This window comes from Acinetobacter sp. 826659 (genome assembly GCF_000588515.1).
Lineage (GTDB): Bacteria > Pseudomonadota > Gammaproteobacteria > Pseudomonadales > Moraxellaceae > Acinetobacter > Acinetobacter pittii.
Map to the genome: position 1 here is coordinate 25,306 of NZ_JFYD01000012.1, position 15,276 is coordinate 40,581.

9 protein-coding genes, 2 tRNA genes and 3 rRNA genes are annotated in these 15,276 nt (G+C 43.7%); 1 reads left to right on the plus strand and 13 read right to left on the minus strand.

Annotation, left to right across the window (positions count from 1 at the left end; genetic code table 11):
- Positions 1-11: 11 nt before the first annotated feature.
- The 5 genes from J663_RS17860 to J663_RS17880 are packed head-to-tail and all read right to left on the minus strand — an operon-like array spanning position 12 to position 6,394.
- Positions 12-848 carry an enoyl-CoA hydratase/isomerase family protein gene (locus J663_RS17860; RefSeq protein WP_033851351.1) on the minus strand — a complete coding sequence of 279 codons (837 nt, stop codon included), beginning with the start codon at positions 846-848 and terminating at the stop codon, positions 12-14.
- A gap of 16 nt (positions 849-864) precedes the next feature.
- Positions 865-2,022, minus strand: a complete 1,158-nt coding sequence (locus tag J663_RS17865; RefSeq protein WP_033851353.1) for an acyl-CoA dehydrogenase family protein — start codon at positions 2,020-2,022, stop codon at positions 865-867.
- Between the two features lie 42 nt (positions 2,023-2,064).
- A complete protein-coding gene (locus J663_RS17870) occupies positions 2,065-3,678 on the minus strand; it encodes an acyl-CoA carboxylase subunit beta (RefSeq protein WP_033851354.1) in 1,614 nt (537 codons plus the stop codon).
- A gap of 2 nt (positions 3,679-3,680) precedes the next feature.
- Complete coding sequence (locus J663_RS17875) at positions 3,681-4,568, minus strand: SDR family oxidoreductase (RefSeq protein WP_033851355.1); 888 nt, start codon at positions 4,566-4,568, stop codon at positions 3,681-3,683.
- 20 nt (positions 4,569-4,588) lie between these two features.
- Positions 4,589-6,394, minus strand: a complete 1,806-nt coding sequence (locus J663_RS17880) for an acyclic terpene utilization AtuA family protein (RefSeq protein ID WP_033851356.1) — start codon at positions 6,392-6,394, stop codon at positions 4,589-4,591.
- Positions 6,395-6,580: 186 nt separating this feature from the next.
- Between J663_RS17880 and J663_RS17885 the strand changes: the two genes are divergently transcribed.
- Entirely contained in the window at positions 6,581-7,180 is a 600-nt protein-coding gene (locus tag J663_RS17885; protein WP_033851358.1) for a TetR/AcrR family transcriptional regulator, read from the plus strand.
- A 31-nt stretch (positions 7,181-7,211) separates the two neighbouring features.
- Here J663_RS17885 and J663_RS17890 read toward each other — a convergent pair whose 3' ends face one another.
- From J663_RS17890 to J663_RS17925, 8 genes are all read right to left on the minus strand, one after another.
- A complete protein-coding gene (locus J663_RS17890; RefSeq protein WP_033851360.1) occupies positions 7,212-8,375 on the minus strand; it encodes an acyl-CoA dehydrogenase family protein in 1,164 nt (387 codons plus the stop codon).
- 141 nt (positions 8,376-8,516) lie between these two features.
- Complete coding sequence (locus tag J663_RS17895; protein ID WP_033851361.1) at positions 8,517-9,080, minus strand: DUF4256 domain-containing protein; 564 nt, start codon at positions 9,078-9,080, stop codon at positions 8,517-8,519.
- A gap of 167 nt (positions 9,081-9,247) precedes the next feature.
- Positions 9,248-9,643 (minus strand): DUF2007 domain-containing protein, encoded by a 396-nt coding sequence (locus J663_RS17900; RefSeq protein WP_033851363.1) that lies wholly within the window; start codon positions 9,641-9,643, stop codon positions 9,248-9,250.
- Between the two features lie 147 nt (positions 9,644-9,790).
- Positions 9,791-9,905, minus strand: a 5S ribosomal RNA gene (gene rrf, locus J663_RS17905).
- 186 nt (positions 9,906-10,091) lie between these two features.
- Positions 10,092-12,982 (minus strand): 23S ribosomal RNA (locus tag J663_RS17910).
- Between the two features lie 352 nt (positions 12,983-13,334).
- Positions 13,335-13,410, minus strand: a tRNA-Ala gene (locus tag J663_RS17915).
- Between the two features lie 55 nt (positions 13,411-13,465).
- Positions 13,466-13,542, minus strand: a tRNA-Ile gene (locus J663_RS17920).
- Positions 13,543-13,601: 59 nt separating this feature from the next.
- Positions 13,602-15,139: ribosomal RNA gene (locus tag J663_RS17925) — 16S ribosomal RNA — on the minus strand.
- Together the 16S, 23S and 5S rRNA genes with 2 tRNA genes alongside form the textbook arrangement of a ribosomal RNA operon.
- Positions 15,140-15,276: the final 137 nt, after the last annotated feature.

Genomic DNA, 15,276 nt, shown 5'->3' on the forward strand with positions numbered 1-15,276 from the left:
ATTCCTATCGCTTATGATTCATCGGTCCAATTCGGCAACCGTTTCTGAATAAAAGCCATCGTTCCTTCTTGTCCCTCGGTACCACCAACTGCTTGAGCAAACTGCTGTGCAGCATCATCTAATAAATCACTCAAAGGCTCATTGAGCGCTCGATGTAACAGTGCTTTAGTCACGCGGGAAGCCTTGGGTGCGGCACGTTTAATGTGTTGAATTGTTTCTTGTAAAGCTTGCTCAAGTTCAATTTCATTATGTGCAATTTGATGAACCACACCGACACTCAGTGCCGTATGCCCTTCAAAACGCATGCCGAGTAAAGCAAGTCGGCGTGCCTGAGTCAGGCCAATACGTTTCACCACAAAAGGAGCAATTTGCGCAGGAATTACGCCTAGCCCCGTTTCAGGTAAACCAAACTGGGTATTGTCACGGCTAATGGCAACATCGGAAACACATGCCAGACCAAATCCCCCACCTAACACCGCACCCTCTAAAATCACCACAACCGTTTGCGGTGCAGCTTCAACTTGCTCAAGCATGGCACCAAAACGGCGATTAAAATCAGCATAAGGTTGTAGACTGCCGACATTGGTCGCTTCAATTCGTAAAGCAGCCATATCTTTAATGTCACCACCTGCACAAAAAGTCCCGCCTTCGCCACGGATAATCACCGCACGAATCGAAAGGTCACCGCGAATAGCAGCAAAAACTTGTTGAATGGCATTTACCATATTCAAGTTCATGGCATTACGGCTCTCTGGTCGATTTAACCAAAGGTATAAAATACTGCTGTCTTGTTCTAATTGAATGCTGTCATCAAGATCTAAAGCTTGTAAAGATGTCGAAAGTGTCATGGTGTATTCCTTATTTTTATTTCTGCTTTTTAGGCAGAATATCCATCAACTTACAGATAATCCCCAACATAATCTCATCTGCCCCGCCCCCAATAGACCCTAGGCGGCCATCACGATACAGCTGCGACGCAGGGTTATCCCACATGAAGCCATTGCCGCCCCAGTATTGCAGACAACTATCAGCAACTTCACGAGTTAAACGTCCAGCTTTGAGCTTTGCCATAGACGCCAACATCGTGACATCCTCGCCCGCAATATGCTGTTCGCATGCTTGATAAGTTAATGCTTTGAGTGCTTCCACTTCGGTCATAAGTTCAGCAAAGCGGAAATGGATATATTGGTTATTAATGAGGGGTTGACCAAAAGTAGTACGCTCTTTGGTGTAATTAATTGTTTGCTGAATACAATGCTGCAAGCCGCCAATCGCATTAGCACATGCCCATAAGCGCTCTTCCTGAAATTGCATCATTTGCATCATAAAGCCCATACCTTCAACACCCACCAAGTTACGCTGCGGTACACGTACATTGTCTAAATAAACTTGTGCTGTGGTTGTTGAAAGCATCCCTAATTTATTAAGTGGCTCTGAAAAACTAATCCCTTTAGTTTTTGCTGGCACAATAATCAATGACTTATTAACGTGAGGTTTATCATCAGACGTGTTGGCTAAAAGACAAAAGAAGTCGGCCTGCAATGAGTTGGTAATCCACATTTTGCTGCCGTTAATGACATAGTCATCGCCATCTTTTTTTGCAGTTGTTTTAATAGCAGCAACATCCGAACCAGCATGTACTTCTGATACTGCAATGGATGCAACATATTCCCCTGCAATCGCTGGTGTTAAAAACTCATCACGTAATTCTTTACTACCAAAACGTGCCAAAGCAGGTGTTGCCATATCGGTTTGTACACCAATAGCTAAAGGCACCCCGCCACAAGCCGCATAGCCAATTTCTTCTGCAACCACGAGGTTATACGAATAATCTAACGCTAAACCGCCATTTTCTTCTGGCTTGCAGATTCCTAATAAACCAAGATCACCCATCTTTTTAAATACTTCATGGATTGGGAAACGTCCCGCGGCCTCCCATTCTGGAATATGTGGATTCAGCTCATTTTGAACAAATTGACGAGCTGTACGGCGCAATGCTTCATGTTCATTAGTAAATTTCATTGTGTTATTCCTATTAATTTTTTTAATTGCGGTAAAGGTTGATTAAAAACGGGACACACCAAAACGAGTTGGATTTAGCTCTCGTTGCTGTGCTTCATAAATGGTCTGTAAAAGGAAAATTAATAATTTTCGGGTATCTCGCGGATCGATAATGCCATCATCATGTAGCATAGCTGTATTGAAAAGCGCGGTAGATTGCTGCTCTAATTTCATGGCCGTACTTTGCTCAAGAAAATCGAGCATTTGCGGATTCGGCTCCTGCCCTGAAGCTTTTTGTTTCCCTTCAGCAACAATACGCAGTACCTTTCCAGCTTGTGCAGCACCCATTACAGCAACATGCGAATTTGGCCATGCAAAAATAAAGTCTGGCAATAAACTCCGACCACACATCGCGTAATTGCCAGCACCATACGCCCCTGCCACAACAATTGAAATTTTAGGTACAGAACAATTGGCAACCGCTTGAATCAGCTTTGAGCCATGTTTAATAATGCCATTTTGCTCGGCATCGGTTCCCACCATAAAGCCAGTGGTATTATGCAAGAATAATAATGGGCGCTTGGTCTGCTCACACAGGTGAATAAACTGGGCTGCCTTCGCCGCCCCTTGGGGTGTAATCGGACCATTATTGGTAATAATACCGATATGTAGTCCGCCAATTTTTGCCCAGCCACATACCGTTAAATCATCATATTCCTGTTTAAATTCTAGAAAATCTGAATCGTCAATAATGCGGGCAACCACTTCTTTCATGTTAAATGGTTGTTTAGGGTCACTTGGAATAACACCCAACAGTTCATCGGCATCGTAACGAGGTTCTTTATAAGTTACATCAACTGGTTTGATTTGCTCTTTCCAGTTCAGATGTTCAAAAATTTCACGTGCAAGTCGAATACCATCAGCATCATTTTCAGCCAAATATTCTGCGGTTCCAGCAACCTGCGCATGCATTTCTGCCCCGCCCAACTCTTCAGCTGTTGCTACTTCACCAGTGGCAGCCAAGAGTAAAGGGGGACCTGCAAGAAGCATCTCGGTTTGCTTACGTACAGCAATTACATAATCTGAAAGACCGGGCTGATAAGCACCGCCTGCCGTTGCATTACCATGCACCACTGCAAGCTGTGGAATACCTGCCGCAGAAAGACGTGCCTGATTGGCAAATGTCATACCACCATAGGTAAATACTTCCGCAGCATAATTAAGGTTTGCACCACCACTTTCGGTCAGCGTAATCAGTGGGAGTTTTTGTTCTAAGGCAATTTTTTGCAAACGCAAAGTTTTCTGTACGCCCATAGGAGACATGGTCCCACCTTTAATCGCGCTATTACTTGCAGAAACCAGACAGCGCACACCACTCACAAAACCAATACCGGCAATTACACCACCACCAGCTTCGGAGCCATCCTTGTCATCATGCATGTTGTAGCCGACCAAGCCACACAACTCAACAAAAGGTGAATCAGCATCGAGTAACAATCGTACACGCTCATGCGGCAGAATCTTGCCCTTTTTATCGAATTTCGGTTTAGCAGCATACGATTTATCAATGCTTTTTTGCTGAATTGCACGGACTTCACTCAGTTGAGTAAGCAATGCCTCTTTATTCTTTTGATACTGTTCACTACCAACAGCAATTTCGGATTGGAGAATAGTCACTGTTACTCCTCCTCAGCCTCAGTCTTTTTCTGAAAAATTTCAGGAATAAACGCGCGATGGAAACCATTATAAGACTGACTATTTGTCGCATCAGCTAGTGGATACATGCGTGTTCCTTGCGATGCAGCGCCATCAATACGCAAAGTTACACCTGACACAAAAGCCGCAGCATCTGACAGTAAATAACAAATCGCCGATGAAACTTCTGATTCAGTTCCCATACGTTTTAGCGGTACATTGCCAGCAAGACTTGGAATAATCACTTTGGCAAAATCACCGCTATAATTATCCATACCGGATGACACAATCCACCCCGGTGCAACCGCATTTACACGAACGCCAGATTTGCCCCACTCAACCGATGCTGTTTTAGTTAAGTTATCAACTCCTGAACGCGCAGCACCAGAATGTCCCATTCCCGGCATACCGCCCCACATATCAGCAGTCATATTGACAATACTGCCACCATATTTAGCCATCCATTGGTTATAAGCTTCACGCATTAAATAGAAAGTTGCATGCAAGTTATTACGCACCACTGCATCGAAACCATTCGCTGAAATATTCTCTAAAGCTGAGGGGAACTGGCCGCCAGCATTATTTACCAAGCCATCTAGTTTGCCGAATTTCTCAATCACTTCGGCAATCATATTTTTCACTTGTTCTTCTTCACGGTTATCACAAACAATGAAATGAACTAAGCCCCCATCTTCTATAATTTCTTGGCTTACTTTCTCTAATTTTTCAATTTTGCGTCCTGTAATCACTACTTGAGCGCCGAGGGCTGCAAGCTCATGTGCAGTACAGCGTCCAATTCCTGAGCCACCACCTGTCACAATAATGACTTTATTGGCGAAAGCATCTGGTCTAAATATTGATTGATAACTCATCTTTGTTTCATCCATTCATTTTATTTTTCTAAAAGATGTGCCGGAACTTTAACAGGTATATCCAATAATTGCTGTGCAAAGGCTTTCCCTTGCGGATCTATACGTAAACTTGCAACACCACCGCCACCCAAGGCATTTTCCAACATAAAATTCAGTGCATTCAAACCCGGTAACTCATAACGGATTACTCGCCCTTTCTCAGCATCCAAGACATGTTGCATATAGCTTGCAACAGCCTCTTCCGTCAGTGCTGCACGGATCCATGGCAAATAGTCTGCTTTACGTGCAATCACACCGATGTTGCTATGATTGCCTTTATCACCACTGCGGGCATGCGCAATTTCAATCAAAGGAACTTCAATTTCATCTCCTTGATAAATTGCATTTTCACCTGCCTTTAAAGTAGGCAATTGCTCTGTAGAAACTCCTTGTGGAATCTCAACTGGGTAGCGTTTTCCTTCAAAATCGATTTCGACACTTACTTGATTTTTATCTATTAAAAATGAAAATAGTTTAATCACTGGCGATGCTTTTGGACGCCCTCCCACAATCCCAGCCAAAGCCGGAGCCATACCTGTTGAAGCCTGCGCAATTTCAGATGCAAAGAACATACATGCTTCTTTGAACATGTGTTTTACAGCTATTTTGACCACAACTTCACGACTATTTAATGTTTGGGCATGTTCGCCATAGGTACTTTCAATACCTAAAATTTCAACAGACTTTTCACTAAATGGCGGCACTGAGCGCATTGCTAAAACACGTTCGCACTTAGCCAAAATCGCATCGGCAATGATTTGTGCTTTTTGTGGTGCCTCACGTCCTGCAATTAAAAAACTCACTAAAACCCGATATCCATCTGGATAGGTCGCACTGACTTTATACTGCGCAGTCGGTGCTTGTCCTTTTGCCCCTGTCACACGAACTCGGTGCTCCCCAACTTGTTCTAAATGCACCTGATTAAAATCCGCAATTACATCGGGTAGTAAATATGCTTGGGGATTACCAATTTCATAAACAATTTGTTCAGCAACCGTGGCGGTGGAAACCAAACCACCTGTACCCTGTGGTTTCGTCACAACAAATGAGCCATCTTCACTCACCTCAACGACTGGAAAGCCTATATTGTCGAAACCCTGAACTAAGCGCCAATCGGTAAAGTTACCACCCGTACATTGAGCTCCACATTCAATGACATGACCTGCCAAGGAACCTTGTGCTAATTTGTCATAGTCATCTAAAGACCATTGATATTCATGAAGTAAAGGAGCAAGTACCACAGCAGAGTCAACAACACGACCAGTAATTACAATATCAGCGCCTAAGTCTAAGGCGTCACGAATAGCCACCGCCCCTAAATAAGCATTACTACTCGCCACTTGTTCTGGCAAAGCTTCCCCGCTAAACATTTCCCGAATATTTTGCTGTTTGAGGTGCTCATGTTGCGGTAAAAGATCATCACCTAAAACCACGGCAACTTTTAGATCTAGTCCATATTCTTTAATTATTTTTTGCAAAGCATCTCGACATGCCAATGGGTTAACACCACCAGCATTACTAATCACCTTAATCTTTTTCTCTGCAATTTTTTTAAGTAGAGGCGCCATGACACGACTGACAAAATCTAAAGCATAGCCATGTTTCGGCTCTACCATTTTCGCTTTGGCCATAATCGACATGGTGATTTCTGACAAGTAATCAAAAACCAAATAATTAATATCGGTTAGATGTACCAATTGAAAAGCAGCAGTATTGGTATCTCCCCAAAAACCTGAGGCACACCCTATTTTTACGACACGCTCATCATCCTGTTGATTACTTGCCATCTTGTTTCTCATTATTTTGTTTAAAAATTACACTCAACATTACCAAGCAAGCGCTTGGTTTGTAAAGAGCAAAATGTTATTGTGAAATTGACTAAAACTGCCAAACTCGACAACTAGCCTAAAACATGGTGAGATTTAGCAAAATTTTTTCCGTAAATATTTTTATATAAAGGATCCAGCTTTCGTATGATTGCGACTTCAATTGAACAGATTCCACATATTTCTTGCTTTGACGATAGCCCGCGTGGTCGTTTATTACAGGGAGCTGCCTATCTATTTCACAAACAAGGTTATGATAAAACCACTGTCCGCGAACTTGCTCAATTTATTGGAATTCAATCAGGTAGCTTATTTCATCACTTCAAGAGTAAAGATGACATCCTCGCTCACGTAATGGAGCAAACTATCATTTACAATCTTGCTCGTTTAGAAGAGGCAGCAGCTCAATCTACCGATCCAGAACACCAATTACGAGCTCTTATTAAAGCAGAACTCATTTCAATTACTGGAGATACTGGTGCAGCCATGGCTGTTTTAGTTTATGAGTGGTTTGCGCTGTCAAAAGAAAAACAAGATTATCTTTTAGAAATGCGTAATGAATATGAACAAATCTGGTTAGATGTCATTGAAAAGTTACGCACTCAAAGCAAGATAAAACATGATGCCTTTATTTGGCGAAGATTAGTTGGTGGTGCGATTTCATGGACTGTCACTTGGTATAAATCTGAAGGTAAAGTCAAAATTGATGAGTTAACCGAAATGGTTTGGGAGATGGCATTAAAATAAAAAAGGTGGCCCAATGACCACCCTGCAAGAATTAATAACCAAGCTGTTTACTAATCAAATCTTTCATAATTTCTTCAGCACCACCGCCAATCATATTGACCTTTACTTCACGGTAAATACGTTCAGACTTAGTACCTCGCATAAAGCCCATACCACCTAATGTTTGCACAGCTGCATCAGCACAAAATTGCATTGTGCGAGTGGCAACATTTTTAAGCATTGAAATTTGTGCCACCAACTCAGGCCCTTGTAAATTCTGCTGAGTCATTTTCCATGCAGTTTCTTCAAGTAATGCCCGTGTTGAGGTCAATTGTGTTGCCATATCTACCAATTTATGACGAACAACTTGATGGTCTATTAATCTCTTACCAAAAGTTTTCCGTTGCTGTGCCCAATCTAAAGCTTCTTCATAACAGACTAAAGCATAGCCATACGCCACTACACCCAAGAAAAAGCGCTCCATATTAAAATTATTCATAATAACTTTAAAACCAGCATTTTCTTTACCGAGCAGATTTGATGCAGGTACTCTCACTTGATCAAAATGCAAATGAGCTGTATCAGAAGCCCACCATCCCATTTTCTTTAAAGGTGTTTTAGTAATTCCCTCACTGTGCGCATCAACGAGCAACATTGAAATGCCTTCAGCACCTGTTTTGGTTGGATCTGTACGCACTGCAACAGTATAGTAATCTGCACGAATTCCCGATGTGATAAATGTTTTCTCACCCGAGACAACATAATAGTCACCATCACGAACAGCTTTAGTCTGTAATGCAGCAACATCTGAACCACCACCCGGTTCTGTAATCGCCAATGCTGAAATCTTTTCTCCAGAAATAATCCCTGGTAAAACTCTTGACTTTAGTTCTTCACTTCCAAAATGCTGAATCGGTGGTGCTCCAATTGTATGTACCATGAGTGAAATATGTCCTCCCCCCGAACCAGCTTTTGCCATTTCTACCCCAGCCAGTAATGAATAAAATGGATCTGCATCGGGAATACCGCCATATTCCTCAGAAAAACCTAAACCTAATAGACCAATTTCAGCAGCCTTTTTATATAGCTCTCTTGGGAATGTCTCAGCCTCATCCCATTCATTAACGAAAGGAGCCATTTCTTTTTGTACAAATCGACGAACATTATCAGCAAAAGCAATATGTTGTTCATTATAGTAAATTGGGTTGGGTTGCATTTCTACAGATGTCCTGATGTTTTTATTTAATTCCAGAACATATCTTGTCATGTTTGCCATCAATCAAAAGTTGCAAGAACCTCCATTTTCTTGGCATAAAACATCAAAGCCTATTCTTTTTATTCAAATACAATGCAATACCTATACTCTTAAGCAACAACGGAAACCACGGGCAGCATAATAAGACTGCGCTCCATTATGATAAATAAAGACACGACCATATCGACGATCAGCAAAAAGTGCTCCATCTAGTTTACGAATTTCATTTGGGGTTTTGAGCCAACTTGATGTTTTAAGATCAAACTCTTCAATTTCTTGTAGTTGGTAATATTGCTCTTCTGTTAAAAGCTCAACTCCCATTTCCTTAGCTACATCTATTGCGCTATTTTTAGGAGGATGATCTTTTCTAGATTCTAGGGCCTCACGATCATAGCAAAGGCTTCTACGACCTTTAGGTGTCTCAAGAGAGCAATCTACAAATAAATATTCGTCTTTCTGCTGATCATAAGCAATAACATCAGGCTCCCCTCCTGTATTTTCCATTTCCAGCAATGACCAAAGTTTATCAGGAACCTTAATTAGTTTATTTTGCACATCCGACCACTCTATTTCTGTATGACGATGTGTATTTTTTTCAAATCTATTCTTTAATAATTCAAGGAGTAACTCTATTTGCTTTTGAGTTAGCTGTTTTTTATCTACCATTAAATAAGTCCTTATATTTATTAAATTGAACGGCCATCAAAATAATTTATTTTATTTAATATCAATGGCTTCTCCGCCTAGTACATTAATTACAGAGATAGAACTAAATCCAATATCTCTACATTAGGTTCCATAATTAAGATAATCAATAATCGTTTACTATATATTTAATTCCAAAAGTGTCCACAATGCTTACATCTATTACCATTTCTAAAAGAAAATAAAGGTAGGCCCAAAAACATAAACGCTAAAAAGGCAGATTTTTTTCCTTTATTATTAACTTCTATATCCAAACTTCCACACTCAGGGCAACATTCTTTACTCTCCCCAAACTTTTGTTCAAGCTCATCACTAAAGTCTTTTTCAAGAAATGACTTCGCTTCATCAACATAGTTTTCTGGAACTAATAAACGGACCCCACCTAAAGCATTAGAATAAAACCAATCCATATTAATTGTATGCTCATTTTCAATATAAACAGGAATTCCAAATGCTTCTAGTTGAGTCTTTGCAATTTGTGCCTCATAAGGAAACGAGAAAGTTTTAATTACGATCCATTGCATATTAGATTTCTAATTAGGTAAATAATTTTAGAGTAGCTTTATTTGTTTATAATTTGAATAAATTTTAATATCTAAAGGATTGAGAATACAAATTCCCCTAATAAAAAAACACCCCCATTCATTAGAACGGGGGTGTTTAGAATAATGAGCTGGCGATGACTTACTCTCACATGGGTAACCCCACACTACCATCAGCGCTAAGAGGTTTCACTTCTGAGTTCGGGAAGGGATCAGGTGGTTCACTCTTGCTATGGTCGCCAGCACAACTGTTTATGGATACTTGCTTCGTTTTATTCACTGTGTGATACGTTGCGTTTTCCAAATCTTTACAGATGGGCTGATTGGTCTGATTTTCGTTGTTCATTTTAGCTAAGTGTTTAACTAAATCAAGTTGCTTTGCATATTTATGAATTGATTGATGCTTCATATACAACTGCTTGGGTGTTGTATAGTCAAGCCTCACGAGCAATTAGTATTGGTCAGCTTCACATATCACTATGCTTCCACATCCAACCTATCAACGTCCTAGTCTCGAACGGCTCTTTAGAGGAATAAATTCCTAGGGAAATCTTATCTTGAGGTAGGCTTCCCGCTTAGATGCTTTCAGCGGTTATCCCTTCCGAACATAGCTACCCGGCGATGCGACTGGCGTCACAACCGGTACACCAGAGGTTCGTCCACTCTGGTCCTCTCGTACTAGGAGCAGATCCTCTCAAATTTCCAGCGCCCACGGTAGATAGGGACCGAACTGTCTCACGACGTTCTAAACCCAGCTCGCGTACCTCTTTAAATGGCGAACAGCCATACCCTTGGGACCTGCTTCAGCCCCAGGATGAGATGAGCCGACATCGAGGTGCCAAACACCGCCGTCGATATGAACTCTTGGGCGGTATCAGCCTGTTATCCCCAGAGTACCTTTTATCCGTTGAGCGATGGCCCTTCCATACAGAACCACCGGATCACTAAGACCTACTTTCGTACCTGCTCGACTTGTGGGTCTCGCAGTTAAGCGCGCTTTTGCCTTTATACTCTACGCGTGATTTCCGACCACGCTGAGCGCACCTTCGTACTCCTCCGTTACTCTTTAGGAGGAGACCGCCCCAGTCAAACTACCCACCAGACACGGTCCTCGTCCCGGATAACGGGACAGAGTTAGAACCTCAACATTACCAGGGTGGTATTTCAAGGACGGCTCCATTGGAACTAGCGTTCCAACTTCAAAGCCTCCCACCTATCCTACACAAGTAAGGTCAAAGTTCAGTGTCAAGCTGCAGTAAAGGTTCACGGGGTCTTTCCGTCTAGCCGCGGGTACACTGCATCTTCACAGCGATTTCGATTTCACTGAGCCTCTGCTGGAGACAGCGCCGCCATCATTATGCCATTCGTGCAGGTCGGAACTTACCCGACAAGGAATTTCGCTACCTTAGGACCGTTATAGTTACGGCCGCCGTTTACTGGGGCTTCGATCAAGAGCTTCGCTTACGCTAACCCCATCAATTAACCTTCCAGCACCGGGCAGGCATCACACCCTATACGTCCACTTTCGTGTTTGCAGAGTGCTATGTTTTTAATAAACAGTTGCAGCGGCCTGGTTTCTGCGGCTGTCGTCAGCTCAGGAAGCAAGTTCCATCACCAACAACAGCGTACCTTCTCCCGAAGTTACGGTACCATTTTGCCTAGTTCCTTCAGCAGAGTTCTCTCAAGCGCCTTGGTCTACTCGACCTGACCACCTGTGTCGGTTTCGGGTACGATTCCTGTGTAACTGAAGCTTAGAGACTTTTCCTGGAAGCATGGTATCAGCCACTTCGCTGTACAAGTACAGCTTGCTATCGGATCTCAGTATAGAGTACCCCGGATTTGCCTAAGATACATACCTACATCCTTCCACCTGGACAACCAACGCCAGGCTGACTTAACCTTCTCCGTCCTCTCATCGCATTACACAGAAGTATTGGAATATTAACCAATTTCCCATCGACTACGCCTTTCGGCCTCGCCTTAGGGGTCGACTCACCCAGCCCCGATTAACGTTGGACTGGAACCCTTGGTCTTTCGGCGAACGGGTTTTTCACCCGTTTTGTCGTTACTCACGTCAGCATTCGCACTTCTGATACCTCCAGCATACTTCTCAATACACCTTCATCGGCTTACAGAACGCTCCCCTACCACTTGACTAATGTCAAATCCGCAGCTTCGGCACATAGTTTTAGCCCCGTTACATCTTCCGCGCAGGCCGACTCGACTAGTGAGCTATTACGCTTTCTTTAAAGGGTGGCTGCTTCTAAGCCAACCTCCTAGCTGTCTATGCCTTCCCACATCGTTTCCCACTTAACTATGATTTTGGGGCCTTAGCTGGCGGTCTGGATTGTTTTCCTCTTGACTACGGACGTTAGCACCCGCAGTCTGTCTCCCGGATAGTACTCATAGGTATTCGGAGTTTGCATCGGTTTGGTAAGTCGGGATGACCCCCTAGCCGAAACAGTGCTCTACCCCCTATGGTATTCGTCCGAGGCGCTACCTAAATAGCTTTCGGGGAGAACCAGCTATCACCAGGCTTGATTAGCCTTTCACCCCTATCCACAAGTCATCCCCTGGCTTTTCAACGACAGTGGGTTCGGTCCTCCAGTTAGTGTTACCCAACCTTCAACCTGCTCATGGATAGATCGCCTGGTTTCGGGTCTATACCCAGCAACTAAACGCCCTATTAAGACTCGGTTTCCCTACGGCTCCCCTATACGGTTAACCTTGCTACTGAATATAAGTCGCTGACCCATTATACAAAAGGTACGCAGTCACACCACGAAGGTGCTCCCACTGCTTGTATGCATGCGGTTTCAGGATCTATTTCACTCCCCTCACAGGGGTTCTTTTCGCCTTTCCCTCACGGTACTGGTTCACTATCGGTCAGTCAGGAGTATTTAGCCTTGGAGGATGGTCCCCCCATATTCAGACAAGGTTTCACGTGCCTCGCCCTACTCGTCATCATTATGTGTGCCCTTTCGTGTACGGGAATATCACCCTCTACGTTCGCACTTCCCAGAGCGTTCCACTAAAACACACATAACTTAATGGGCTGATCCCCGTTCGCTCGCCGCTACTGAGGGAATCTCAATTGATTTCTTTTCCTAAGGGTACTGAGATGTTTCACTTCCCCTCGTTCGCCTTGCAACACTATGTATTCATGTTGCAATACCTACCTTAAAGTAGGTGGGTTCCCCCATTCAGAAATCTCCGGATCAAAGGATATTTGCCGCCTCCCCGGAGCTTTTCGCAGGCTATCACGTCTTTCATCGCCTCTGACTGCCAAGGCATCCACCACATGCACTTAATTACTTGACTATACAACCCCAAACAGTCGTCAACACCTACAAGTGAGTGTTGTCCGTGCGATTCTTCATCGCTACTATCTGTTGTCTGTGTACTTAAACACTGTACAGCTTCAATCTAAATTCATATACCAAAACGCTTGATTCAGTTAATTTGCTAGTTCTCAATTCATCTAGATTAATTGCTTAATCTAAACTCTTGAGTGAACAATTTATTTCAGACTCAATTTTGCCAATCTGTTAATGAATAAACACGCCTTCGTCAGGTCATGCTTAATACCGTGATACTTAAATCACAGAAGTTAATAAACCAAGACCGAAATCTCTATTTACTAATTTCTGTAATCCGAACTTCTCTTAAGTTCTGGTGGAGACTAGGAGAGTCGAACTCCTGACCTCCTGCGTGCAAAGCAGGCGCTCTACCAACTAAGCTAAGTCCCCAGCTTACATCATCAGTCATGTATCTTTTATCTATAACTTCAACCAGTCAAAGTCATGGTGGGTCTGACAAGACTTGAACTTGTGACCCCACGCTTATCAAGCGTGTGCTCTAACCAACTGAGCTACAGACCCTCAGATACATCTATGAAGAACAACTTGTTGTGGATTCTTACCAATCGTCAATCTTTCGTTAAGGAGGTGATCCAGCCGCAGGTTCCCCTACGGCTACCTTGTTACGACTTCACCCCAGTCATCGGCCACACCGTGGTAACCGCCCTCTTTGCAGTTAGGCTAGCTACTTCTGGTGCAACAAACTCCCATGGTGTGACGGGCGGTGTGTACAAGGCCCGGGAACGTATTCACCGCGGCATTCTGATCCGCGATTACTAGCGATTCCGACTTCATGGAGTCGAGTTGCAGACTCCAATCCGGACTACGATCGGCTTTTTGAGATTAGCATCCTATCGCTAGGTAGCAACCCTTTGTACCGACCATTGTAGCACGTGTGTAGCCCTGGCCGTAAGGGCCATGATGACTTGACGTCGTCCCCGCCTTCCTCCAGTTTGTCACTGGCAGTATCCTTAAAGTTCCCGACATTACTCGCTGGCAAATAAGGAAAAGGGTTGCGCTCGTTGCGGGACTTAACCCAACATCTCACGACACGAGCTGACGACAGCCATGCAGCACCTGTATGTAAGTTCCCGAAGGCACCAATCCATCTCTGGAAAGTTCTTACTATGTCAAGGCCAGGTAAGGTTCTTCGCGTTGCATCGAATTAAACCACATGCTCCACCGCTTGTGCGGGCCCCCGTCAATTCATTTGAGTTTTAGTCTTGCGACCGTACTCCCCAGGCGGTCTACTTATCGCGTTAGCTGCGCCACTAAAGCCTCAAAGGCCCCAACGGCTAGTAGACATCGTTTACGGCATGGACTACCAGGGTATCTAATCCTGTTTGCTCCCCATGCTTTCGCACCTCAGCGTCAGTGTTAGGCCAGATGGCTGCCTTCGCCATCGGTATTCCTCCAGATCTCTACGCATTTCACCGCTACACCTGGAATTCTACCATCCTCTCCCACACTCTAGCTAACCAGTATCGAATGCAATTCCCAAGTTAAGCTCGGGGATTTCACATTTGACTTAATTAGCCGCCTACGCGCGCTTTACGCCCAGTAAATCCGATTAACGCTTGCACCCTCTGTATTACCGCGGCTGCTGGCACAGAGTTAGCCGGTGCTTATTCTGCGAGTAACGTCCACTATCTCTAGGTATTAACTAAAGTAGCCTCCTCCTCGCTTAAAGTGCTTTACAACCATAAGGCCTTCTTCACACACGCGGCATGGCTGGATCAGGCTTGCGCCCATTGTCCAATATTCCCCACTGCTGCCTCCCGTAGGAGTCTGGGCCGTGTCTCAGTCCCAGTGTGGCGGATCATCCTCTCAGACCCGCTACAGATCGTCGCCTTGGTAGGCCTTTACCCCACCAACTAGCTAATCCGACTTAGGCTCATCTATTAGCGCAAGGTCCGAAGATCCCCTGCTTTCTCCCGTAGGACGTATGCGGTATTAGCATTCCTTTCGAAATGTTGTCCCCCACTAATAGGCAGATTCCTAAGCATTACTCACCCGTCCGCCGCTAAGATCAGTAGCAAGCTACCTCTCTCCGCTCGACTTGCATGTGTTAAGCCTGCCGCCAGCGTTCAATCTGAGCCATGATCAAACTCTTCAGTTAAAATCATTTTGTACCTTATTTAAAGACAAGGTACCAATTCTGGCTCATCAATTACTGACTTAAATTTCGCTCAAATAAACTTCGAGTAATTTAAACCAATCAATCAATGAAAATTATTTCGATTAATCAATCAGTAA